Origin of the sequence: Nostoc sp. NMS7 (assembly GCF_017115085.1) — a bacterium.
Lineage (GTDB): Bacteria > Cyanobacteriota > Cyanobacteriia > Cyanobacteriales > Nostocaceae > Nostoc.
The window spans coordinates 1-25,073 of the sequence record NZ_JABXKJ010000182.1 but is presented as its reverse complement, the minus strand read 5'-3'; the positions used below and the strand labels follow the sequence as shown (position 1 = coordinate 25,073).

22 protein-coding genes are annotated in these 25,073 nt (G+C 42.4%); 9 read left to right on the top strand and 13 right to left on the bottom strand.

Going from position 1 to position 25,073, the window contains the following annotated elements; all coding sequences use genetic code 11:
• Positions 1-109: 109 nt before the first annotated feature.
• Positions 110-937 carry a hypothetical protein gene (locus tag HWQ38_RS19910; protein ID WP_292796815.1) on the bottom strand — a complete coding sequence of 276 codons (828 nt, stop codon included), beginning with the start codon at positions 935-937 and terminating at the stop codon, positions 110-112.
• Positions 938-1,130: 193 nt separating this feature from the next.
• Here HWQ38_RS19910 and cobU point away from each other — a divergent pair, with 193 nt between their 5' ends.
• Positions 1,131-1,694, top strand: a complete 564-nt coding sequence (gene cobU, locus HWQ38_RS19905) for a bifunctional adenosylcobinamide kinase/adenosylcobinamide-phosphate guanylyltransferase (protein WP_292796813.1) — start codon at positions 1,131-1,133, stop codon at positions 1,692-1,694.
• A 426-nt stretch (positions 1,695-2,120) separates the two neighbouring features.
• On the opposite strand, the gene HWQ38_RS40530 is transcribed toward cobU, so the two are convergent.
• Both HWQ38_RS40530 and HWQ38_RS19900 read right to left on the bottom strand, forming a co-directional pair.
• Entirely contained in the window at positions 2,121-2,375 is a 255-nt protein-coding gene (locus tag HWQ38_RS40530) for a hypothetical protein (protein WP_366933325.1), read from the bottom strand.
• Positions 2,376-2,394: 19 nt separating this feature from the next.
• Positions 2,395-3,486, bottom strand: coding sequence for a pentapeptide repeat-containing protein (locus HWQ38_RS19900; protein ID WP_366933324.1), 1,092 nt, complete (start codon positions 3,484-3,486; stop codon positions 2,395-2,397).
• Between the two features lie 441 nt (positions 3,487-3,927).
• Here HWQ38_RS19900 and HWQ38_RS19895 point away from each other — a divergent pair, with 441 nt between their 5' ends.
• The 3 genes from HWQ38_RS19895 to HWQ38_RS19885 all read left to right on the top strand — a co-directional run bounded on the left by HWQ38_RS19895 (position 3,928) and on the right by HWQ38_RS19885 (position 7,577).
• Positions 3,928-4,401: a DUF29 domain-containing protein gene (locus HWQ38_RS19895; protein ID WP_292796811.1), complete on the top strand. Its 474-nt coding sequence runs from the start codon at positions 3,928-3,930 to the stop codon at positions 4,399-4,401.
• A gap of 305 nt (positions 4,402-4,706) precedes the next feature.
• A complete protein-coding gene (aspS, locus tag HWQ38_RS19890) occupies positions 4,707-6,494 on the top strand; it encodes an aspartate--tRNA ligase (protein WP_292796809.1) in 1,788 nt (595 codons plus the stop codon).
• Positions 6,495-6,962: 468 nt separating this feature from the next.
• Positions 6,963-7,577: a Uma2 family endonuclease gene (locus tag HWQ38_RS19885; protein ID WP_292796807.1), complete on the top strand. Its 615-nt coding sequence runs from the start codon at positions 6,963-6,965 to the stop codon at positions 7,575-7,577.
• Between the two features lie 227 nt (positions 7,578-7,804).
• On the opposite strand, the gene HWQ38_RS19880 is transcribed toward HWQ38_RS19885, so the two are convergent.
• Complete coding sequence (locus HWQ38_RS19880) at positions 7,805-9,916, bottom strand: M3 family metallopeptidase (RefSeq protein WP_292796864.1); 2,112 nt, start codon at positions 9,914-9,916, stop codon at positions 7,805-7,807.
• A 407-nt stretch (positions 9,917-10,323) separates the two neighbouring features.
• On the opposite strand from HWQ38_RS19880, the gene HWQ38_RS19875 reads away from it, so the two are divergent.
• Positions 10,324-11,280, top strand: a complete 957-nt coding sequence (locus HWQ38_RS19875; protein ID WP_292796805.1) for a hypothetical protein — start codon at positions 10,324-10,326, stop codon at positions 11,278-11,280.
• 325 nt (positions 11,281-11,605) lie between these two features.
• Here HWQ38_RS19875 and HWQ38_RS19870 read toward each other — a convergent pair whose 3' ends face one another.
• The 9 genes from HWQ38_RS19870 to ffh form a co-directional block, all read right to left on the bottom strand.
• Positions 11,606-11,788, bottom strand: a complete 183-nt coding sequence (locus HWQ38_RS19870; RefSeq protein ID WP_292796802.1) for a hypothetical protein — start codon at positions 11,786-11,788, stop codon at positions 11,606-11,608.
• 462 nt (positions 11,789-12,250) lie between these two features.
• Positions 12,251-14,059, bottom strand: a complete 1,809-nt coding sequence (locus HWQ38_RS19865; RefSeq protein ID WP_292796799.1) for an ABC transporter ATP-binding protein — start codon at positions 14,057-14,059, stop codon at positions 12,251-12,253.
• A 91-nt stretch (positions 14,060-14,150) separates the two neighbouring features.
• Positions 14,151-14,948 carry a DUF6816 family protein gene (locus HWQ38_RS19860; RefSeq protein ID WP_292796796.1) on the bottom strand — a complete coding sequence of 266 codons (798 nt, stop codon included), beginning with the start codon at positions 14,946-14,948 and terminating at the stop codon, positions 14,151-14,153.
• A 255-nt stretch (positions 14,949-15,203) separates the two neighbouring features.
• Entirely contained in the window at positions 15,204-15,902 is a 699-nt protein-coding gene (locus HWQ38_RS19855; RefSeq protein WP_292796793.1) for a hypothetical protein, read from the bottom strand.
• Between the two features lie 8 nt (positions 15,903-15,910).
• Positions 15,911-16,315, bottom strand: a complete 405-nt coding sequence (locus tag HWQ38_RS19850) for a ChuX/HutX family heme-like substrate-binding protein (RefSeq protein WP_292796790.1) — start codon at positions 16,313-16,315, stop codon at positions 15,911-15,913.
• 108 nt (positions 16,316-16,423) lie between these two features.
• Complete coding sequence (locus HWQ38_RS19845) at positions 16,424-17,377, bottom strand: PhoH family protein (protein WP_292796788.1); 954 nt, start codon at positions 17,375-17,377, stop codon at positions 16,424-16,426.
• 257 nt (positions 17,378-17,634) lie between these two features.
• A complete protein-coding gene (locus HWQ38_RS19840; protein ID WP_292796785.1) occupies positions 17,635-18,069 on the bottom strand; it encodes a KH domain-containing protein in 435 nt (144 codons plus the stop codon).
• Complete coding sequence (gene rpsP, locus HWQ38_RS19835) at positions 18,032-18,292, bottom strand: 30S ribosomal protein S16 (protein WP_012409382.1); 261 nt, start codon at positions 18,290-18,292, stop codon at positions 18,032-18,034. Before rpsP ends, HWQ38_RS19840 begins: the two co-directional genes overlap by 38 nt.
• A 329-nt stretch (positions 18,293-18,621) precedes the next feature.
• Entirely contained in the window at positions 18,622-20,091 is a 1,470-nt protein-coding gene (ffh, locus tag HWQ38_RS19830; protein ID WP_292796782.1) for a signal recognition particle protein, read from the bottom strand.
• Positions 20,092-20,417: 326 nt separating this feature from the next.
• On the opposite strand from ffh, the gene HWQ38_RS19825 reads away from it, so the two are divergent.
• The 4 genes from HWQ38_RS19825 to HWQ38_RS19810 all read left to right on the top strand — a co-directional run bounded on the left by HWQ38_RS19825 (position 20,418) and on the right by HWQ38_RS19810 (position 24,964).
• Positions 20,418-20,954 (top strand): DsbA family protein, encoded by a 537-nt coding sequence (locus HWQ38_RS19825; RefSeq protein WP_366933327.1) that lies wholly within the window; start codon positions 20,418-20,420, stop codon positions 20,952-20,954.
• A 446-nt stretch (positions 20,955-21,400) separates the two neighbouring features.
• Positions 21,401-22,303, top strand: coding sequence for a cation diffusion facilitator family transporter (locus tag HWQ38_RS19820; RefSeq protein WP_292796779.1), 903 nt, complete (start codon positions 21,401-21,403; stop codon positions 22,301-22,303).
• Positions 22,304-22,745: 442 nt separating this feature from the next.
• On the top strand, positions 22,746-22,982 hold the full coding sequence (locus HWQ38_RS19815; RefSeq protein WP_292796776.1) for a hypothetical protein: 237 nt from the start codon (positions 22,746-22,748) through the stop codon (positions 22,980-22,982).
• A gap of 32 nt (positions 22,983-23,014) precedes the next feature.
• The gene (locus HWQ38_RS19810) at positions 23,015-24,964 is read left to right on the top strand and encodes an alkaline phosphatase (RefSeq protein ID WP_292796773.1); all 1,950 of its coding nucleotides are present in this window, start codon (positions 23,015-23,017) and stop codon (positions 24,962-24,964) included.
• Positions 24,965-25,073 lie beyond the last annotated feature (109 nt).

Sequence of the window (25,073 nt, the reverse complement as noted above, 5' to 3'; positions counted from 1 at the left end):
ACGATTTGAGATTAAAATCTTAAATCCAACGCACAACTGCTGAGAGTTAATCTAAACTAAAACTTACTGACCCACCAACCGAGTTTCTTCGGATATGTCTTTTAAAACTTCACCTTTGTTGAATATGTCCGTGTAAAACGACGAGAGTTTGGGCTAGTTGACTCAGACGGGTTTCCAAGGATTGCTTGCGCCCTAACAGTTGACGTAACTTTTGGTAACGAGCGATCGCCATACTAACATTGGGAACCTGATCTGATGGACATAGACGCGACCAGACTTTACCAGCATCGTCTACACCACAGAGGCGATAGCCACTAACAGATGATTCATAAGATACTTTTCCACCAGTCGCGCAAATTTCTTCTACGTAGTTCATCAGGCGATCAACTTCTGCATGGCGTAGTGTTGCGGTTCCTCCCGCTTCTGATTCCTGGGAATTGGATTCTAACCAGCCATTAACAATTGGGCCTTCTAAGTAAATATCCTGAATTTGCTTCAAAATATTTTGTAATTCTGTTTGCCATCCGGCGACAGTTTCCTGAATTTCTTGCAATAGATTCATCGCCAATGCTGGATTAGCACCGTGGCGATGGCTACTAAAACTCGGAGTTTTCAACTTGGGTAGGCTGGGTATTTTGCTACCATTGTCTTCAGCTTGAAAGGTCTGCACAGAGTCATGGTGAGGAAAGAAATTTTGTTCAGGAGGATACTCACTCTCAGTATTTACGCCTAAGTTAACTGTTTGTCCTTGTGTATTCAGTTCCCCATCCTGGAAAGATGCAGTTTGTGTACTTTCTCTGGGTTCGTTGGCTCCGACGCTGATTCTAAAAGAGAAAGGCCGTTTTGTGGTCGAATCACCTGTTTCGGCGGCAGAGGCAGTGCCGCGATTTCCTAAATCGTGTAGAGTTGCTTCTATGCGTTTTAAAGCTGCGTTCATAAAGACATCCTAAAGTTTGCTGTCCCCAGTAGTATTAAATAATTAAGAATGGGGTTGTTGGGGCATCGATGATGCTGGTGCTAATTTTATACCTTAAAAGTTATTTAAAACCAAAAATCTCACCGATGAAGTAAAAAAGTGCGGTAAGAAATTGCAACCGTAGGGATATTGTTAAAATAGTCAGAAAATAACTTTGGGTAAAATCATCTTAGTAACAGGGCCAGCACGATCTGGTAAAAGTGAATGGGCGGAAACTCTGGCTATGCAGTCAGGAAAAGCAGTTGTTTACGTAGCAACAGCCACCGATAACCCAGATGATCATGAATGGCATCAACGCATTTTAGAACACCAACAACGTCGTCCTCAAGACTGGGTAACTCTATCTGTACCTGTGGAACTGTCTGCTACCCTCGCCGATGCAAAACCCTATACCTGCCTTTTAGTTGATTCTTTAGGAACTTGGGTTGCTAATTTTCTGGAACACGATGAATCTAGCTGGGAAAACATCCTTGCAGAGTTGTTAGAGACGGTGGATCTGGTTGCGGCTGATATGCTGTTTGTAGCAGAAGAGGTGGGCTGGGGTGTAGTACCAGCTTATCCCCTTGGCAGGACGTTCCGCGATCGCCTGGGTTCTTTAGTGCGCCAGCTAAGTGCGCTCAGTGATACTGTTTATTTAGTTACTGGTGGTCATGTTCTCAATCTCAGCATCCTTGGTTCGCCATTGCCAAATAGAGGGGATGGTCAATCTAATTCATAATTCATAATTCATAATTAAAATTTTGCTTGCTAAATCTACCGAAATGAGTAAGGAATATGCCATTTAGTTAAGCTGCTACAAAAAAGTCCAAGCTCTGGCGATGCTTGGGAAAAAAATGCAAATCGCAACGCACTGGCTTTTCTGCGTCTCTGTGGTAGCCTGCGGCAAGCCTATGCGCGTCTACGTTTATTTATTTCTTGTAAATCTCTTATACCATTTCACTTTAATAATCATACAAATACGTTGCTAGGGGCACAGCAATGCTCATAGGTGTCAACTTAAGGTTAAAAGGGCGGTTAGAAACCGCGTCTACACAGACAAAACCCGCCTGCGCGGGTTAAAAAACCTTAATTTTCTCTTAGCCCACGGAGGTGGGCTTTGTTTGTATAGCCGCGAATTCCATTCGCCGGGTCTTAAGTTGACACGCTACCCTAAACCCAGAAAACTTGAAATCAACGGTAATAGATTGCTGCACTGTTCAACCAACTTTGTGGCACTGGGTAAACTAGCGATTGTCCCTTTTAAAATCTTTATAGCCGTTTTCGCCGTCTTTTGCACTGCCCCTTCTTGGGGACTTTTTGCGGCTTCTGCTAAGGCTTTCACTTGCTCTAATGCCTCAGCTTTATCTTCTTGCGGTAAGTTTGTATCAGATGCGATCGCTGCTTGCAATTGCGTCAACAATTCCTTAATTCCCGGCTTCTCAGGTTCGGGAGACGCTGGTGAAGTTAGTACCTACAGCTTGAGCTAGAGTGAGATTTGCCCGCTCTAAACAAGCGCCTTGAAAGGTGGCTTCTGTAATATCAGCATCTTTTAGATTCGCTTCTTTTAAATCTGCACTGATGAGGTTTGCGCCTTTTAAATTCGCACCAGCATAAGATTTTCCTCTACCATTGCCAGTTACTAATAAATTGAGAATAGCTTGGTTAATCAATGTCGGATGGTCTACTCTCGCTAAGTCTAATTTTTTAGCTTCATAAAAACGAGTGCGCGTTAGGTTGGCCTTTCTAAAATCTGTATTTCTGAGAATTACACTAGTAAAATTAGTATTAGTTAAATCAGCATTACGAAAACTTGTACCACCTGTAGCAGCGAAGGCAAGAGCAAATGAGCGAATCCAAGTATCTTTTTCATCTCCCGCTAGACTACGCCAGCCAATGTAAGCGCTAAATAATGTAAAGGCGAAGGCTACGGCTAAGGCTAAGGCTCCAGCGAAGGGGAAGGCTACGGCTACGGCGAAGTCTATGGCTAAGGCTACAGTAAAGGCTCCGACTACGGCTACAGTAAAGGCTAAGGCTACGGCTAAGGCTACGGTTATGACTACGCCTACGACTAAGGCTGCGGCTAAGGCTGCGCCTAAGGCTGCGCCTAAGGCTGCGGCTAAGGCTACGGTGAAAACTACAGTATAAGCTAAGGCTAAGGCTACTAAAGCTGCTGTTAAACTCTTACGAATGATAATAATACAAAAAACCAGTATCACAATTAGGCAAACTATCGCCGCAATAAAATCCACAGTCTTTTCAGTGCTTGTGTTAGAGAAAAAATATACTACTACTGCACTAACAAGGATTGAGAAATACCCTAATTGTCCCCACACCAGGAATGATACTGTGAGCAACCCCATAGTCCAACTCTTTTGTAGTCCAGCTTTAGCACCTGTGAAGTTTGCATCTTTGAGAATAGCGTTAGTAAAGTCTGCCCCTCTAATATCCTTATTGCTAAAGTTTGCTCTAGTCAGGTTTTGACCTTTAAAAGAGCGACCTTGTAAATTTTGACCGGAGTAGTCTGGCGGCATAATTGCGTCAGCAAGAAATTTTTAATGAGATTTTATACAACTGTACTCTGCAATATTTCGGATTTTGGCAAAATAAATAAAATACAAAAATTTTGGATGTAACACGCAGTATAAGAGCATAACTGTGCGCCCTCACCTTTGAATGCTTAAGGTGTCATTAGCAATATTGAAGTTGGTGTCACCATATTTAAGCTGTAGTTATCAATATTGCAACTGTAGCGGTCTACCTCGTGACGGGAGCGGTCTACCTCGTGACGGGAGTGGTTCCCGAACTTATGGGAGCGGTCTACATCGTGACGGGAGTGGTTCCCCAACTTATGGGAGCGGTTCCCCAACTTACAGGAGCCTAAATTTTTCTATAATTGCAGTATACCTGAACAAGCCATCACTATAAGCCCGATCAAAATTCCCTGTTACACCTTTATTTTTTAGGATTGCTAGATGAATAATCAACTGTATGAACAAGATTTTAATCTTTGGCGACAAAGCATTATTGAGCAAATTAAAGAACATCGTTTTAATGATATAGATTGGGAGCATTTGCTTTTAGAATTAGAAGATATGGGAAAGTCAGAGAAACGGTCATTTATTAGTAATTTAACAATCCTAATTACTCATTTACTCAAGTTAACCGTTCAATCTGATGCTCCAGAGATGATGAAAGGAAGCTGGTATAGTTCTGTCACAGAACATCGTTTCCGAGTAAACAAGGATTTGGAAGAAAACCCTTCTTTTAAAAACTATATTACTGAAATACTTTCTAAGTCCTATGCCGATGCTCGTAAACTGGCAATCAAAGAAAGTAAAAAAGCTAAATTAGGAGTGAGAAAACCAACTGACGCAGAATATCCTCTCGATTGTCCTTTTCTGATAGAACAGTTATTAGATGAAGATTTTTATGGAGACAGTGATTAAAAGTTATCAGTTGTGTTCCATAGTTAAGTTACACAAGAGAATTATTGTAAAAACGGAAACATTGTATACCGTAAAACATGGTGGGGCTGGGACACGGTGAGGGTCTTTGATAATTTCTTTGCCTTATGGGGTCTTGTTTCACCTTCTGCGTCTCATCCACTCACCCTACAGCCTCGAATCGACTTTTGGCAAATTGGCGTGAGATTATTGTATGTTTATTACTACAATTACTATTGATGCTAGATAATGGGAAGGCTTTTGACATTTCCTTGCCAATCTAGCCCAGACAAACAGAACTAACACTTATGCGAACTCACTATTGCGGCGAACTCCGAAAAGAACATATTGGAGAAACAGTTACCTTTTACGGATGGATAGACCGTCGCCGCGATCATGGTGGTGTAATATTTTTAGATTTACGCGATCGCTCTGGAATTGTCCAAATCGTCAGCGATCCGCAACGCACCCCAGATTCTTATCAGCAAGCAAACGCCCTGCGAAATGAATATGTTGTCGAAATCACTGGTAGAGTAACACAACGTCCCGAAGAATCGCTGAATACCCGCATCCCCACAGGCGAGGTAGAAATCTACGCCGATAAAATCAAACTCCTGAATGCTGTCCGCAAGCAGTTACCTTTCCAAGTTTCCGTAGCTGATACCGAGACAGTTCGGGAAGACTTGCGGCTAAAATATCGTTATTTGGATTTGCGACGCGATCGCATGGCGCAAAATTTGCAACTACGTCATCAAATTGTCAAAGCCATGCGTCGTTATCTAGAAGATTTGGAAGGTTTTATCGAAGTCGAAACTCCAATACTTACCCGTTCTACCCCAGAAGGGGCGCGGGATTATGTTCTACCCAGTCGCGTCAATCCTGGTGAGTGGTATGCTTTGCCGCAATCACCCCAACTATTTAAACAACTGCTGATGGTATCCGGCTTAGACAGATATTATCAGATTGCCCGTTGCTTTCGTGACGAAGACTTACGCGCCGACAGACAACCGGAATTTACGCAGTTGGACATGGAAATGAGCTTCATGTCCCAAGAGGAAATTATCGAACTAAACGAGAAGTTAGTTTGCCATATCTTCAAAACAGTTAAAGGAATTGAGTTACAGCGCCCTTTTCCCCGTCTTACTTACGCTGAAGGGATGGAACGCTACGGGAGTGATAAACCAGATACCCGCTATGGTTTAGAATTAGTTGATGTCTCAGATATTGTCAAAGACTCTGGTTTCAAAGTGTTTCGGGACACTGTTACCAATGGTGGTATCGTCAAAATCCTCCCCATTCCCAACGGTAACGATGTAATTTCTAATGTCCGCATTAAACCAGGCGGCGACTTATTTAAAGAAGCCAGTGAAGCCGGTGCTAAAGGTTTAGCTTATATCCGCGTCAGAGATGATGGGGAAATTGACACCATTGGCGCGATTAAAGATAACCTCAGCGTTGAACAAAAACAAGAGATTTTGCGCCGCACAGGTGCAAAAGCTGGACATTTGCTATTGTTTGGGGCTGGTGATACTGCTACAGTTAATAAAACATTAGATAGATTACGGCAAGCGATCGCTAAAGAATTTGGGTTAATCGAGCCAGAAAAAATCAACTTACTCTGGATTACAGATTTCCCGATGTTCGAGTGGAATGCAGACGAAAAGCGTCTAGAAGCACTACACCACCCATTTACAGCACCACATCCTGATGATTTAAGCGATTTAAAGACTGCACGCGCCCAAGCTTATGACTTAGTACTCAACGGCGTCGAAGTTGGCGGCGGAAGTCTGCGGATTTATCAGCGAGAAATTCAACAGCAAGTATTTGAAGCGATCGGTTTATCTCCTGAAGAAGCACAAAGTAAATTTGGTTTTCTCTTAGAAGCATTTGAATATGGTACACCGCCGCATGGTGGCATCGCCTACGGTTTAGATCGTTTGGTAATGTTGCTAGCTGGAGAAGAATCCATTCGAGATGTCATTGCTTTTCCGAAGACACAACAAGCACGTTGTTTGTTAACAGATGCACCTTCGAGTGTAGATGCTAAACAATTGAAAGAATTGCACGTTGCTTCGACATATAAACCAAAGTCTTAGTAAACTAGCGAATTGTCTAAGTAGGGTGGGCAATGCCCACCTTACTTGAATTGAGAAAGCAAAGATTCCGATAATTGGCCTAAGAGGTTGTTTGAAAAGTCCTATTGTTGGTATCAAAACATTTTATATCCTCCTAAATTCCCCGATAAATTGGGGAAATTTGATTCCGGTTTCCCCCTTTTTAAGGGGGGTTAAGGGGGATCAATAAGTGCCTAGAATCACAGCCAAATACTTTTCAAACATCCTCTAAAGAACAGTTATAACAGACAAAGCTAATTTGCAGATTTACTGTAGAGTTAGTAATGCCTATCCAATCCTGTTAATTGCTAAGTCTATAAATAAAAAGTTTATCTAAAATTTGAATCAAAACATTTGGATATAAATACTATGACAGTCAAAATAGATTGAATTATTCCAACGTAAATTATGAATATTTTGATAAAATAAAACAGATGTGGAGGTAAGATTATGATCCAAGCCTTGCCCAAATTACTCACCTTCGATGAGTTTAGCGAATGGTATCCCAACGATGGTAAACGCTATGAATTGCACAAAGGAGTAATTGTTGAAATGCCACCCCCAACCGGAGCGCATGAAAAAGTTATAGGATTTATAGCCCGTAAGCTAACTGTCGAGTTCGATCGCCTGAACCTTCCCTACACTATACCCAAAACTCCATTAGTCAAAACTCCTTCTGCCGAATCCGCTTATTCGCCTGATGTGTTGCTGCTAAATCTTGATAATCTCGACAAGGAACCGCTTTTTCAAAAACAGTCAACAGTAAGCCAAGCCGCATCGGTTCCAATAGTTATTGAAGTTGTTTCAACTAACTGGCGAGATGATTACTATAATAAATTTAGGGATTATGAAGAAATGGGCATTCCTGAATATTGGATTGCTGATTATGCTGCGTTGGGTGCAAGAAAGTTCATCGGCAATCCCAAACAATCCACTATTTTTGTATGTGAATTAGTTGATGGTGAATATCAAATGACACCGTTTCAAGGTAATACCACGATTTCATCACCTACCTTTCCCCAATTAAATTTAACCGCACAACAAATTTTTGATGTGGCTAACTAACCCACATCCTGCCATAATTCATTATTAATCTGCACTAAAATCTCTTCTAACCGCCCATTAAAAGCTTTATTTAATCGGGAGCATTCCTATTTGGCAAAAATAAAATAATCCAGATTATTCAAAGCCTCTCTCCTCGTAGGAGAGAGGCTTGGAGAGAGGTCTATTTACCTGAAAATCGCTGTAAGTTGACACGCATGTGCATTGCAACCTCCCTACAGAGGTGTTGTTTAGTTTACAGCAGCACTGACTAAACCATTGTGCCTGAGCAAAGCGATCGTACTTGGTTCACGACCCCGGAAAGTTTTAAACACCTCCATTGGATGCTGACCGCCACCAAGTGCCAGCACCGTATCCCGATAACGCCGACCTGTAGCTTTTACCGCTTCTTCATCTTCTAGCCCAGCTTCCTCAAAAGCGGCAAAAGCATCAGCGCTCAATACCTCAGCCCACTTGTAACTGTAGTAGCCTGCTGCATAACCACCTTCAAAAATATGTCCAAAAGCACACAAAATAGAATCTTCTGGAAGTGGTGGTAAAACGGTAGTAGTCTTGGCTATGCGATGACGCACCTCTGAGGGAGTTTCATTACTACCAGGGCGATAGCGATAGTGTAGTTCTAAATCAAGACTGCTCAGGTGGATCTGCCGCAACGTAGCAGTACCACTCATATAATTACGCGCCGCTAGCAGCTTTTGATAATAATGCTCCGGTAGGGCTTCCCCAGTTTCGTAATGTTTCGCCATTCCAAACAAAGTGGGTCGCTCATAGCACCAGTTTTCCATAAACTGACTAGGTAGTTCTACTGCATCCCACTCCACGTTATTGATACCTGCGGCTCCAGAATAGTCAACCTTGGTCAGCATGTGGTGCAATCCATGACCAAACTCGTGGAACAAAGTCTCTACCTCCGAGAAAGTCATCAAACTAGGTTTACCATCTACGGGAGGACTTTGATTACACACCAAATAAGCTACAGGTAAGCGGATGGCAGTGACACCATTTTCAGTGATTTTGCCCCGATTGATGCACACATCCATCCAAGCACCACCGCGTTTCTCGGCTGGACGGCTATAGGGGTCTAAGTAGAAGTAGGCTATGGGAGAACCAGTTTCGTCAGCAATTTGGAAATAACGCACATCCTCATGCCATACTGGTGCTTGACCATCGGCAGAGGTGACAGTGACGCTAAACAGCCGCTTGACTAGTCCAAATAAGCCGTCTAAGACTTGGGGAAGGGAGAAGTAGGGACGCAATTGTTCAGAGGTAAAGGCAAATTTTGCTTCTCGTTGGCGTTCCGCCCAAAAGCTGATATCCCAGTGTTTTAAATCCGTAGCTTCTGCTGCTCCCTGTGCTGCTGCAAAAGCTTTGAGTTCTGCCAAGTCTTTAACAGCAGCATTATAACTAGCGCGGCGTAGTTCTTCTAACAGGGCGTTGACTGCCTCAACGTTGGGAGCCATTTTACTCGCTAGGCTCAATTGGGCAAAACTTTTAAAGCCTAGTATCTCTGCAAGTTCTTGGCGCAACTTCAAAATGCGCTCAATTAAGGGGTTGTTATCCAAATCGCCAGCAGAAGCGCGGGTGATATGAGCTTTGTAGAGCTTTTCGCGCAAATCTCGACGGGTGCTGTGCTGCATGAAAGGGCCATAGCTGGGGAAGTCCAGAGTAATCCGCCAGGGGCCATTTTCTGGTGTGGCGTTGCTTTCGCCAGCAACACGAGCTACTTGGGCTGCTAAACTCACTAAGCTTGGTGGTAAACCGTCAATTTCCGCTTGCGTTGTCAGGGTTAAGCTGAAGGCTTTAGTGGCATCAAGTACATGGTTAGAGAATTTGGTAGAAAGTTCTGCTAACTCCATTTGTATGGCGTTGAAACGCTCTCTTGCTTCTCCTTCTAAGCCAACACCAGAAAGTTGTGCATCTCGAATGGCGGCTTCGACAATGCGCTGTTGGGCTAATTCTAAAGTTGTCCAACTATCACTGGCACGGAGTGCTTTAAAAGCATTGTAGATGGGTTGACTTTGACCGAGCTTGTTGATAAATTGCACAACTAGTGGCTGTACGATTTCATGAGCTTCGCGCAGTTCTGGGCTATTTTTAACACCCATTAAATGATTCACCACCCCCCAACTCCAAGTAAGCCGTTCTGTCAGCTTTTCTAAGGGTTCTACTAAACCACTCCAAGTAGGCTCTACACTAGCCTCTAACATGGCAAGCTGCTGGTCGAGTTCTGCCAGCAACTGATTGAAGGCTGGTACTACTCGTCCTGGTTTAATCTCTGCAAAGGGAGGTAAACCAATGCCTTGAAGTAGGGGATTGTCGGAAATAATGGTACTTGCACTCATGTTTTTGTCTGAACTGCGGATGAATAAAAACCAACAATGATTTTTGTTTATATATCTTCTAATGTAGCGATCGCTGTGCAAAATAATCTTGCCATTGTGGAAAAAAGGCAAAATAAGCGATAATTCCTCACAAAAGTATCCCGATACAGCTATTTTGTTTGGTTTGTAAACTATACACTTGCAAAAAGATCGGGGCATTGGGCATGGGGCATTGGCATTAGTTATTCTTCCTCCTGCGACCCTACCCCCTTCGTTTACTCAGCAGTTCTAGAAATATCAGCGAAAGTCTCTGAGATTGGCGAATCGAAAAGCAAGGTTCTATATTTAGGATTTTATTTGGCAACTCATCTTTTTACTCGTAAAATCGAAGGCAAGATCAAGGTCAGTAGAAAAGAGTCCCTAAATTAATGAGTACGTTAATCACTCAGGGTGGAAGAGCTATCACTAAATTTCATGTGGTAGACCGGATAAACGATATCGCTTGGCAAGCTCACCAAGGTAGCGTTGCTGCGATTATTCAGCTATTGAACGAAAAGCTAGCGAAGTCTGGTGTCAGAACTAGAGCCATTTTTTCTGATGGTGTCTTACAACTTCTGTGCGAAGCGGCTAGAGTAGAGCAACTTGACCAATCTCCCCTCGTCGAACAAATCCAGCAAATTCTTGAATCCATCGCCCCGCGCCAAATTCGCCGAGTCAATATCAATAGTCGGATTGTTCGGGAACAACAATTACTTTGGTTAAAGGAAATAAATAGCGATCGCGAAAACCAATTGCTTTGGTCACAGGAAATTACATTAATTCAGCCTAATATTCTAAAGCAACTAATTAAAGATTTCACAGAAGCTCAAGCTGAACTAGGAAAACCAAATTTTCCTAAAACTTCAGTCTCTCGTCCTTTAGTACTCATTAACAAAGAAAAACACAAAAATAAACCTAAAAAAAGGATATTAGCAGCAGCTGGTTTATGTTCACTGTTGTTGCTTGGTTGGGTTGTTTATGCCCAGTTAGGTAATAAACTCAAAAACCTAATGCAACTAGAAACTTCCAAATCTTTAACTACAGAAAATACTAGCGATCAGAAAGTCCAAACAGCATCCCATGCTGCTAACAATAGTCTTTCTGAGCCATCTGATGACCCATTTCCAATATCTGTGCGAATTGCCAATCAAGCTTCTGCATCTGGTAAAACAGCCACAACCTCAACTCAGTGGTTAGATATCGCTGCTAAGTGGCAACGGGCTTCAGATTTAATGGGGACGGTGCCACAAAATCACACCCGTTATCAGGAAGCTAAGATTCGGACTCAACTATATAAGAAATACAGTGAGGCGGCGCAGAAAGAAGCCGATAAGAGTAAATCTTAGTTTTTTCTTATTGGATAGACTTCGATTACTGATTAGTATTCTAGTAGTGAAAAATGGATTATTTACGGCTCTACCGCTCCCTTTATGGAGTCTAAACAATAAATAAAAGGGTGTTAACGTTTAAATGTTAAGGATTGTGAATTTTCACAGTAAATTTGCCTAGTACGTAGTAAGCATTTCAGTACTTAAAATATAGACTAAAGTCCTTATTACTAACTTATTTATCTAGCAAAGTTACCTTGATTTAAACTATGCTAATTCACCACCTATATCTAATAAAAAAATTATTGGATAGAGGTGGTTGTGAATTTAGCTAAATTCATTACTAACGTTCATAGTGACCGCGAATCCATACCTTATGGTGATGTATTCTGTCCCAATGCCCAGGAATCCACCTTTGATGATGATGATGCCCACCAAGATCGATTACTAATGCTGATGCCTGTTTTGGCATGGCAGCAATGAACAGTGGTAAAGCAACTAATACACCTGCAAGCATCCGTTTCATAACTAATTTTCCTTTGTTCAACTATCTGGGATTAAGTCAGTTAAATCTTTTGAGAGTTGATTTTCAGCAATTTAACTGGACTGATTTATAAATTTAGACTGCTGCTTTTTTCAAAAGGTTTAATTTAGTTTATGTCAATTTTGTGTTATTAATATGTCAAATTTTTTTATTGATTAAAATAAGTCTTATTTAAAACCAGATTCTACGGAGAGTATAATTGGCGTAGGCGTAGCTCCCCGTACCCCATACTGTTGGGGACAATTGAAAATAAGGTCTATTTAATGAAGCAGATTCATTCGTGCAGTCAATCTAAAATTTAAAATCGTTCGACTGAGCTTCTCGACTTACTTCGACTGCGCTCAGCACAAGTCGCTCGATGGAACCGTAGCCGTACTCCTGCGGAGAAGCAAGCTATGCGTAGCGTTCCGCAGGAAAGTCCAAAATCTAAAATGTTTATGTCGCCTAACTCAGGAGTTCTCCTGTTTCTTGCAGGGAATGCAAGCGGCGGTAAATACCCTCGTGACGCAAGAGTTCATCGTGGCTACCCACTTCTACAATCTTTCCTTGCTCCAGCACCACAATTTTATCAGCTTCTCGCACTGTACTAAGACGATGGGCAATGACGATGGTGGTGCAAGTGCCCTGAATTGATCGCATCGCTAGCTGAATTGAACGCTCAGACTCATAATCTAAGCTAGAGGTGGCTTCGTCAAAAATTAGTACGTCTGGTTCTACTAGCAACGCCCTGGCAATTCCCAACCGTTGTCTTTGTCCTCCAGATAATCTGACACCTCGTTCCCCGACGACGGTGTAATAACCTTGGGGTAATTGCTGCACTACTTCATCGACTCTGGCAATCTTACAGGCTTGCCGAACCTCCTCCAAACTGGCATTCCTCCTCCCATAGGTGAGGTTATCCAATATGGTACCGTTAAAAACGTCTACTTCTTGGTGAACGATCGCTAACCTTCGTCTATACTTACTCACATCCAAAGTGCGAATATCTTGACCATCAATCAGAATTTGACCTTCTTGAGGTTCAAAATATCGCAACAGCAACTTTACTAAAGTAGACTTACCAGAACCGGAACGCCCCACTAATGCCACTGTTTGGTATGGCTCAATCAACAAGTTGATATCTTGCAAAACTTGACGGCTGGCATCATATCCAAAACTGAGGTGCGACAACTCAACTTTCCCAGTGAAACTATAGGCTGATGTACTTTCTTCTAAACTGACTGCATCTACCCCGGTTGGTTGCTGCATAAATTCGTGATACCCCAACATTGAGGCATAACGACGAGCAAAAATCTCAGCGAGGTTGCTGATGGGTTCCAACTCGGCATAAGCCATGCTGGAAACTGTTAAAGTGGTGATAAAGTGTCCCAAAGAAATCTGACCTTTTAGCGTAGCTGCAAGGGTCAAACCTAAGACTGTAAACACACAAAATTGAATGATTGTCGTTCTAAAACTACCCAGCTTCACATAACCAAGATGGATGCGGTAATCTACTACGTTAAACTCTCGGTTAAGCCTTTGTTTTTGCCGTTTCAGTTCTAGCGCTTCTGTTGCAAATGCTTTAACTGTTTTGATGTTGGTGATAATTTCTGAATTGCGGCTTTGGGTATTTTCCATGTATTTATCTAGCCGTCGTTCTTGTTCCATCAGCTGCTTTAAATCTCTGAGGGTGAAGCTGAGAATGACTACGAACGAAATCAGAAATAATATGGCAATGCGCCACTCAATCAACAAGATAACTATAAAAATTCCTAAGATTCGGAATAGCTTGGGAATCAATTGTCCAGCAATTTCTGGATAAGCCCAGGTATGATTTTCTAAACCTCTAGAAATTTTCCCGGCAATACGTCCTGGGTTATTTTCATCGTAAAATTCTATAGGTAGAGTGAGTATTTTTATTATCGCCTTTGTGAAGTTGTCTCGTCGGGTACGTAAAGCAATATCCCAATGAAACCACCAAGTTGACCAGATTTGAATTGGCGCTCTGGCAACGGTTACTAAGAAGATTATACTCATTAGCACCCCTAGCGATAGTATTCGATTTGGTGGTAGTTGCGTGAGGTTGCTAATTGCAGCGATCGCATTCTCTATAGGACGATCTAGGGGTTGTCCCGAAAGTACGTTTAAAATTTGCCCTGTGGCATAAGGCACCACCAAATCAATTATTTCAAAAAGGCTCGCTGCGCCAATACTGAAAATCATCAGCGCTCGATAGCGATCGTAGTATTTGAGAATATCTCTAAATTTTGCCATAATGCACACTGCCCAAGGGCGCGATCGGAAACTTGGAATTTATATATTACAAACGTAATACAAGATAGTCAAGGGTTATACGTTTAAATCACTACTTTGAAGTAGTAGGTATTTGTACAAAGACAAATTCTAAGCGATAGCGATAGAGAGCAACTGGTTGAGAACCAGCTTTAAAATAATCTGGATCTTGGGGTGAAAGATAGACAGCAGTAACTTGATCTGCCTCAATCGCCGGATTAGCTGGTGAAAGTTTATGATAAGCGGTGGTAGATTCTACAGAGTTTAAGTAGGGGCGTGAACCGCCTTTAAATAGTTGTTGAAATACTTCTGTGGTGATGAACTTGCCATCAGAGGTAGTTTCTGTGGCGCGTGCAGTCACAATAGAAACTAGTTGGCGACTGCTACGCAAGAACGTAATTTGACGATTAGGTGAATCTGGATCTACTTTGACTAATAATACTGCTTCATTCCCTAAATAAGCCCGTGCCAAATTCAAGCTATTAAACGCTCTATCTGTAACTAAAATTGGGGATTTGTAATCTATCTGAGGAAATATTTTGAACCCAGGAATATGTGGTTGTTGTTTCACAAATCTTACTACAAAACTCACAGGCTGATTTAATTGTCGGCGATTACCTTCAAACCCTGGAGTTATGATATCTGGTGCTAAAGGTGCAGCTAAATCTACCAAAGTACTTGTAACTTGCCAATAACCAGCCATCCATTCAGGGTAAACCAAATCTCCCGAAGCTGGTTTTACTGAAGTTAATTTTTCCCATTGAGGAAAATTTGCTAACCGTTCAGATAACTCGCCTGCAAGAGCTTCACCACTCCACAGGAGGAATAAAAGCAGCAAGCAAAAGCTCCAAATTACCTTCATTACAAGCATCAGTAGTTTTTGTTTATTTTTTTCTTATATTTCTTGTAAAAGTCCTTGTTTTCGCATTTTTCTTTGCGTCTTGGCGCGAGATAGAAAAATAGTTATACAACAGGTCTACTTGTACCTTATCAAATCTCACTTAATATTTTTTATTTAATGGCAATTTTTTTTATTAACGTTACGGACAACAAAGTTAATGAGACGTTTTGATGAAAGATAATTCTACTATATATTGAATGGCAGAATACTCTTTCATATCCAACCTTATAAACAAAAATCGAATATATAACCATGCTTTTTAGACCAACTCACAAAGTAAACTGCTGAAAATAGAATTTCTTTCGAGCTTACCTCGTCTTTAATAAAGCGGTTAATTTTTTCCCTCACATATTCTTCATCTGGCGCTCCTACACCTATATCTTGAAACATAATCAAAAGTGATGTGCTGCTATCATATCCCTTTTCATTTTTTTTGCTTAAAGCCTCACTAATCAATTTGTTTTGCTCGTTGAAATTTTCCGGGTGTCTTGTGCTTAAGTTGCTCTCAAATTTTATACTTGTATTTTTAGTACCTTGTTTCTTAATACACCCAGATATAGGAGCATAACCCTTTTCATCAAGCATTTCGCGCTTCAAGTAGTCATCATTACTTTGAGCTTGCGTAATTTCAAGCATACTTAAAGAAGAAGATTCGTTTTCAAATATTAATGCGTCATAATTTTGATTGCCAATTACAGGCTGGAGCATAATATCATTCCTATCTTCAAATTCAATAGATGCAAGAATGCTGAGTGGATAAACTTCCTCAATGAACTCTTTACACAGACCTTTTCTCATTCGTAGAGATTTTTTACCACCCTCTTGTTGAATAATTTCTTCAATTTTGCACTCAAAGCATTCTCTAAGTTCTTTAGGTGTACGCTTTTTTGTTAATTCTTCTTTTGTTACGAAGTCTTTACTCATTATCTGTATTAAATCTCTGCTGGTAAAGGTTGCCAAACTTCCCCATATTGCTCCCGTAAAACTTGCCAAGCTTCCACTTGTCCTGGTTCATATTCTCCCGGTTTACCCCATTGCAAAAATAGGCTTAAAGCAGATTCTTGTTTATCATCTAAAAACCGGATGGCATAGGTTGTAAAATTGCCTCTCTTCGCTTCACCCGTTTCAAATTTAACCTGAATAATTTTGTCCATATTTAAGTGAAACTCAAAGCCTTCGGTGTGCATATTCGCGTATTTACCTTTGGGCAATTCTGCATAAAATAACTTTTCTACTTTGCCTCGTGCTTCTAATACAGCAGCGCTGCTAGTAACAATTAAACGCAAAGTTCCTAAATTTTCACACGCGGCTAAAAATTCTTTTAATGTTGTGGTCATTTGTCATTTGTCCTTTGTCATTTGTTAAACGATGAGTCCTAACTAATGCCCAATACTTCTCTACGAGAGGCTACGCCAACGGCTTCGCTCAGTACAAGTGCCCAATGCTTATTTTTCGTATTGTTCATAAGCCGCGACAATGCGCTGAACTAGAGGATGGCGCACGACATCTTTTTGGGAAAATTCGCAAAAGGCAATGCCTTCAACGTGTTTTAGAATTTGTAAAGCCACTCCTAAACCCGATTGTTGGTGAAGTGGTAAATCAGTTTGCGTCATGTCGCCTGTAATCACCATCCGCGAACGGAAACCCAAACGAGTTAAAACCATTTTCATCTGAGCGGGTGTAGTATTTTGAGCTTCATCCACAATTACAAAGGCGTTATTGAGGGTGCGTCCCCGCATATAGGCGAGTGGTGCGACTTCAATCACACCGCGTTCCATCAAACTGGGTACTTTTTCTGGGTCGATGAATTCATAAATAGCATCATAAAGTGGGCGGAGATAAGGATTAACTTTCTGCTGCAAGTCTCCAGGCAAAAAACCGAGTTTTTCACCAGCTTCGACGGCAGGGCGAGTTAAAATTAACTTTTCAAACTGGTTAGCAAGGAGTGCTTGCACGGCGACAACCACAGCGAGATAAGTCTTACCGGTACCAGCAGGCCCAACACCAAAGGTGAGATCACGTTTACGGAGTGCGTCGATATATTGACGCTGGCGGAAGGTTTTAGCCCGAACTTCTTCACCTCGGCGACTTTTGGCGAGGACATCTCGCTGTAAATCTTGCAGTTCCCCTTGCCGATCGCTATCAATGGCTTGACGGGCTGTTAAAATATCGGCACTGGAAATAGTATTGCCTTTAATCCAGAGGTCTTCAAGCGATCGCACTAATCGAGAAGCCAGATCAATTTGCCCAACGGTACCAGAAATCAGTAATTCCTGTCCGCGTAGCACTAAAATGGCTCCTGTTTGCCGAGATAAGATTTTGAGATTTTCTTCTCCATCCCCGGCTAGAGCGATCGCGCTAGCAATATTCGGCAGCTGAATTGTTAAGGCACCTGCCATAGTATTTCTTAATTCGTGAGGATCTGTTTTTGACAAAGGTAAATATTTTATCGTTAAGGGCGAAATTACGCTTTTATTACTTACATTTTGGAAAAATCTTTGCAACAAATTAATCGGCTGTAGGGGCGTACTGGTGTACGCCCCTACTAGTGAAGAGTCCAAAAAAAGATCCAAAAATCTTTTTGCTACTTTCCATTTTTATAAAAATTCTGAGCGGAGGTAACTACAACCGCTCAGACTTGCTCTCTAGTTTGAACCTAGCGGAGGCGGGGTTTAACAATGGGTCTAGGTCCATCATTTCCACGCGGTTCTCTCCTAGTTGGCGGTGGCGATCGCTCCTCTGTGTCTTCATCAAAAGACATACCCTCGCGGCCCGGAGTGGTGCTGCCGTAGATATCCAGGTATGTTGATTGCCCAGCTGCGGCTGCGGCTGCGGCAATTACTGTACGAATCGCCTCAATATTTCGTCCCCCTCGACCAAACACTTTCCCTTTATCTGTGCTTTCAAAGGCGATGCGAATCCAAACCCGGTTGAGGGCTTGAGAAATTTCACAATCGACGCTTAAAGTCTCTGGAGATTCCAAAAACGGCTGCACCAAAAACTGAACCAGCCCAAGATAGTTGGGACTAGCTGTTGGGGATATTATTCCAGAATTATGATGCGGCTGTGGCACTGACCTGTTCAAAAACATTGGCTTTTACTAAAATGCGACGGACGGTATCGGTGGGTTGAGCGCCTTGTTGTAGTCGCTTGACGATGCCGGGAACGTCTAGTCGCACTTCATCGGTTCTGGGGTTGTAGAATCCCAACTCTTCTAGGGGACGGCCATCACGGCGAGCGAGGTTGTTAATGGCGACAATGCGGTAACTTGCTTCCCGCTTTTTACCGAATCGCTTCAAGCGCAGTTTGATCATGGTTGAAGAATCATTCTCCTATTGTTAGATATTAGTTAGCAACTAGTTAGCGAGGAAGTAACCCAAATACTGGCTGCTGCCGAGAAATTGCGGGTCACTTTCCTTTGCTAATAAATTCTGAGGTGGAAATGCTAATTTTAGCACTGCCTAGCATTTGCTGCTATTAGTCCTTTGTCATTAGGAACGTGGATTAAATAAAATGCAAAACTTCATCTTGTCTCTAGCCTCCCTCTCCTTTACAAGGAGAGGGATTGAGGGTGAGGTAAGCCAGGGCATAAATTGGATGTTATTTAATTCTTATTCCTTAGTCAATGACCAATGACCAATGACTAAAGATTGCCGAAGCCTTTTTTCTTTTTATCTTTGGTTTTTTTCTTTTTCGTACCTGGGGCGTCACCACCATAACCTCGCCATCCTGGGGCTGCGGGACGATTACCTGCACCTGCGAAGGCATTACCCATACCGCCACCACCGCCGAACATTCCCGGCATTCCAGGGAAGCCACCTTGACCCATTTGCTGCATGAGCGATCGCATTTTTTGGAAATCACCCACCAGTTTTGTAACATCGGACTCTCTATAGCCGGAGCCAGAAGCAATCCGCCGCCGCCGACTGGGAGAACTCGCTAATAAATCGGGGTCGTGGCGTTCTTGGCGAGTCATGGAGTTAATCATCGCCTCACAGCGCTTTAACTGGGTTTCTCCATGTTTGAGCTGATCATCTGAGAGCTTGTTCATCCCTGGAATCATCTTGATTAAGCCTCCCAGAGATCCCATATTCTTCAGCATCCGCAGCTGCTTGAGAAAATCAGTAAAGTCAAACTTCGCTGACAAGATTTTCTCCTGCATTTTCTCCGCATCTGCTAAGTCAAACTCTTCTTGGGCTTTTTCTACCAGGGTGAGAACATCACCCATTCCCAGAATCCGCGATGCCATGCGATCAGGATAAAACGGTTGCAGTGCCTCGACTTTCTCACCCACGCCCACAAACTTAATCGGTGCTCCCGAAATCTTTCGCACCGAAAGCGCTGCACCACCACGGCTATCACCATCCAACTTGGTGAGAATCGCCCCAGTAATTCCGATCTTGTCATGGAAGGTGCGGGTAAGATTAGCTGCCTCTTGACCAGTCATCGCGTCCACCACCAACAGAGTTTCATGGGGTTGGACTGTTGCTTTGATCCGGGCTAATTCCGCCATCATTTCTTCGTCAATTTGCAGGCGTCCAGCAGTATCAATAATTACTGTGTTTACACCTTCTGCCCTAGCGCGTTCTACACCTTGCCGAGCAATTTCTACGGGATCGGCGTCGCTTCCTAGTTCAAATACTGGTACGTCAATTTGCTTACCCAACGTCACCAACTGGTCGATCGCGGCTGGGCGATATACGTCTGTCGCCACCAATAAACAGCTACGATCTAATTTTCGTAGATGTAAGGCTAACTTCGCGGTAGCTGTGGTTTTACCAGTACCTTGCAACCCAGCCATTAGCACAATAGTAGGCTTTTCCTGGGCTTCTGCTATGGGAACATTTTCTTCTCCCATCACCTGCACCAGTTCATCGTGAACAATTTTGATAAACTGTTGGTCAGGTCGCACGCCGGTAATCACCTCGGCTCCCTGTGCTTTGGCTTCGACTTCGCTAATAAAATCTTTGACTACCTGGAGGTTGACATCTGCCTCCAACAAGGCGCGGCGCACTTCGCGCAAAGCATCTTGAATGTTGGATTGAGAAATTTTGTCCTGTCCCCGCAGTTTTTTCCAGGCGGATTCCAAACGGTCAGATAATGCATCAAACATAATGTAATTACAAGTAGTTCGCCAATGGAGAATTTTAAACCGCCGATGAATGCGATTCCGAATTTCCGCTAAAGTTTTAACGTGCTATTTACCAGCTTAATATTTTTCACCGCGACTGTAGCAACCAGATACTGAGCATGGGGACTCCGATGCTTGAATACTCGCTAATTCGTAATATTATTAGTTAGTTGTCTATGCGAGCCAAGATGTGGCAGCGAATCAAAGTTTACTCCTACTCGATATACCACTCGTCAAATTCATATATTGGTATTGCTCTTGCCGAAAAAGCATTGCGGGGTTTACCTGTTGATATTGAACGATGACCAATATACATACCGAAGGAGCGAGGTATAAAGGTAGCTGACCTGCAAGGACGAAGTGAAAGCGCCCTGTTATCGTCGTATCACAAAGAAGATTGTCTGCGGTGGGCGAAAAAGTACGGCATTGAAATTCGGCTCAAGGAGTATGAAGAATTTGGTAGATGGATGAAGCGTTGGGAGAAAATGCAGCTTGGTCGTGAAGAACTTCCGGCCAGAGCGTATTACGCTGCTTGTGGAACTGGGAAGGAGCATCTGCTTGATGCTGCTTTCTTTCGAGCGTCGTATATTGACCTGCTTGATGTCAACGATGAGTCTGTGATTAAGAAAGTTGCAAATGATGTTGGGCTGAATGGCGATCGCATTCTGGAATTAGTATACGGCGAAGCAGCTCAACAAGCAGCAGTGGCAGCTTTGGCAGAATACGAGCAATTTGGCTGTCCTGGGGTGCCAACCTGGGTAGTGGAAGGCGAAAGATTCTGGGGAAAGGATCGTGTCGATTGGGTAACAGAAAAGGTCAAACAATTAGTAATCCGTAATTCGTAGCTAATTATTTTTGGAAAAACTCTGCCTCCGGCTTCCCTCTCCGAACTCACGGAGAGTGATTGAGGGTGAGGTTTTATCTTATGTTTAATTACGCCTACCTACTTAAATTATCATTCTTAACATAACGATTACTATCCCTTAAATTAACCAAGATAATTTTTATATATTCTTAGTCTTAGCAAATTAGTGCATTTAAAATTATGTATCTCTAGAATAAAAAATTAGTGAGTAATTTCCAGAAATATATAGTGCCTATTTGAGGATAATCTTTGATAACGTAGCATTCTAAATTTAGAACAGACCCATCACAACTTTTAAGGTGGAGATTTTTCAGGACAATACTTTAGATTTAAAGGTTTTTTTGGGTAATGCTTTCACTTCAATGGGATAAATGTAAGTGCAAAGATACTTCGACAAAAGTGCTTAGAAGTCGGCAAAAAGCCAAAATGTTGTGGATAACATTAGGTTTACTTGCTTGTTTTTTTGTTGCTGAGTGGAGTGTGGGTTTGTGGAGTCAAAGTTTATCTCTACAAGCAGATGCAGGACATATATTATCTGATATTACAGCCTTGCTAATCTCACTATTTGCAAGTTTCTTAGCACAGCAACCAGCTAAGAGTCAGGCAACATTCGGACATCAGCGTATCGAAGTTTTAGCAGCTTTGTTGAATGGATTAGGTTTGGTGGCGATCGCAACTTTTATCTCATGGGAAGCTATTGGGCGCTGGCAACATCCAGCAACTATTTTGGGCTTACCAATGTTAGGAATCGCAGTGTTAGGTTTAATCGTAAATTTACTTAACATTACCTTGCTTCATCCCCACACTCACGACGACTTAAACTTACGGGGGGCTTTGCTTCATGTCATCGCCGATACTGCTAGTTCTGTTGGCGTAATTATAGCTGCTTTAGCAGTTCATCTTTGGGATTGGTGGTGGGCAGATGTCGCTATTAGTTTAGTAGTTGCAACTTTTACTGGTTTAAGTGCTTTACCCCTAGTCCAAGAAAGCCTGAAGATTTTTTTGGAGTATGCACCACAATCAATTGATCCCATTGAAGTGGAAATATCTCTCAAATCTTTTGCTGGTGTTGTCGAAGTAGAAAAACTTCATATCTGGGCAATTAGCTCAAATAAGGTAATGCTTTGTGCCAATTTGACTGTTGAATGTACAACTATCCAAGAACGCGATCGCTTACTTACTCAGTTGCAAGATCACCTCCAAACAAACTTTAATATTGCTGAAATAACTTTGCAGCTAACTAGCTATAGAAAACCTTCATTAATGCCAATTCATCCTTTATTTAACCAAGATATAGTTTTAATGTTGTCTGCGAGTAAAACAAATTAAAACCAAAAGAATAGCTCATATATATTGTAATAGTAGTCTGTCAAGCGAAGTTTGAAGGGTAAAGGAACGAACCGCATTCGCGTTAGGGACTTCCAAAAAATAAATTATCCCAATTTCTGGAATCAACACGACTATTCCTCCCCCATGCTAGAAAGCTCCCTGCTCCCCTGCCTTAATGCGATGGAATATTTTTTTAGTTGGAAGTCCCTTAGCGTCTCTCCTTGGGAGAAGGACGCAAAGAGCGCGAAGGAAGAAAGAAGAGAAATTGAAGAATTTATTTACTGGTCAAAGTTTCCTTGGCAGACCACTAGCAAGAATTATTTTTTTGTTTAATGTCACTATCAAACACCAAAATTTTTTCCTAAAATTAATATTTAAATATAATGCTTATTGGCATTATTACGATTGTTAATCGGTTATTTACTAAGAGGTTTACTCAATCATGAATTTAATTCCCAAATCCCAAATGATTTCATTACTAAAACAGTACAAACGCACATTAGTTTGGTTCATATCCGGTCTGTTTCTGGCAGTCCTGTTATTCTTCGGAACATCGAATCAACAACCAGCAACTGCCTCTAACCAGAGTCATACAATACCCTCTACTCAGCTAGATGTAACTCCTACGTACTCAGACTTCAGTGCTACTCATCTAGAACCCAATTTTTATCAGTATTAACGGCTAACAAATTAACTTTAAGGCGCACTGAAATGATTTCATTTTTGCGAAAGTACAAGCGATCGCTAACCTTGACTATGGTTGGCTTTCTCTCTACCATTCTGCTGATATTTGGTAATTCTGTTTTTCAGCCGACTATGGCCGCTGGTAATGGAATTAATGTAATTATCATGATTGGCGATGGTATGGGTTGGAATCTGGCACGAGCCGCAGCAGTTGCCAAAGGTGCCCCTTTTTACACTAGTGGTAAAGGCTCAGGTCTGAGCTTCCAAAAGCTAACTGGATATGGACTAGTGACCACCTATGGCACAACGATTCAGGGAAATACACCAGAGAAGCCAAAAGATCAGCCCCACCTAACAACTAACTCTGCTCTGGATGGGTCTGATACATTCACAGGTGCAAGTCCGGTTCGTCCTAACTTCTCATTTCAGCCGACTCCTTTTAATCCAGGCGATCGACTTGATGGCAACAGTTTAGCAGATGGTAATTTGACAGGTTACGACCCTACTAAGGGCGGCCCTGTTCCCTGGATTCCTCTGACCCCTGCTAATCCTGGTACTTATGACAAAGAGTACATCAAACACAGTTATCCCGACTCTGCTAACACCGCCACTACTCTTTATACGGGCGTAAAGAGCTTTAACAACGCAATGGGTGTAGACATTTACGAGAAAAAGTTGAAAACTATCCTGGAAATTGCCAAAGAAAAAGGTAAGTCTACAGGACTAGTTACTTCCGTACCCATTAGCCACGCAACGCCTGGTGCTGCCGCTTCTTTTGTAAATCGTCGCAGCAAATACGACAGTAAATACGACCCCACCAAAACTAACCAAGACAGTATTCTGCAACAGACATTGCTAAACTTTCAGCCTAATGTTTTGTTGGGTGGCGGTCATCCTAAAGACTTTGACAATAGAAGTAGTACAACTACAGCAGAGGGTGTCTTTAACTACACTTATATTACAGAAGACACTTACAAACATCTCAGTGATAACCCTAAGTCCAATCGTTATGGCTATACCTTTTTGGAACGTGGCCCAAATGCAACTCAGACACTGCTAAAGACGGCTGCTAACATCGACCCAAATAAGGGAGGCAAATTATTTGGTCTATACGGTGCCCGTGGACAAGAAGGCAACCTTCCTACTAGCTCTTCTAAGGGAGACTACAGTCTGACAGGTCTGAACAACGCCTCGCTCTATAGCTCCGTTGTTAAGAGTGTAAGTCCCTGTCCATCAGGTAAGATCATTCCTGGCACAGTTGGGGATTGTGTTCCTGTTGTTGATGCAGCAGGGAACCCAATCACTGGCCCCACACCTGATACTGTCCGTCCTCTGGCTCCCGGTGAAACCGATGCTAGTTTTATCGCCAGAGAGATTAACGAAAATCCGACTTTGGCTGATTTGAGCAAAGCAGCTCTAAAAGTTCTAGGTAAAGACAAAGACGGTTTCTGGCTGATGATTGAGGGAGGTGATGTAGACTGGTCTGCTCATGACAACAACATGGATAACCTAATCGGTACCATGAATGATTTTGATAAAGCAGTCCAGGAGGTGATTAGTTGGGTAAACAAGCATGGTGGTTGGAGTAAGAACCTGCTGCTTGTTACTGCTGACCATGACCACTACCTGACTCTGAATCAGGACTTTGTTTCAAAGCTAACTCCCAATCCTGATCCTAATCAGGCTAGAGGTTTGCAGTATAACGCTAAGGACATCACTTTCAACAAGCACAACCCTAAAGACGCTGGTCACTTCTGGGGAGCTGATCCAAATTACAAGTACCTCTGGGGTAGCCATAGCCGACGGATTGTACCTGTTTACTACCAGGGTGCTTATTCATCAACTCTGACTCGATCCTTTGGACAAAAGCTCCAGTTCACAGATAGCTCTGGTACTTACAGTGCGCCCGGTGTTAGAGGAGTAGTTGATCAGAGTCATATTTTCCAGGCGATGAAAACTGCGATCGTCAGTCCGTGAACTTACAGCTATTTTCAGGTAAATAGACTACGCGGGTAGGGGCACAGCATTGCTCATTGGTGTCAACTTAAGAGGATAAAGCCCATATTTGCTGGGTGCGAGCGTCAAT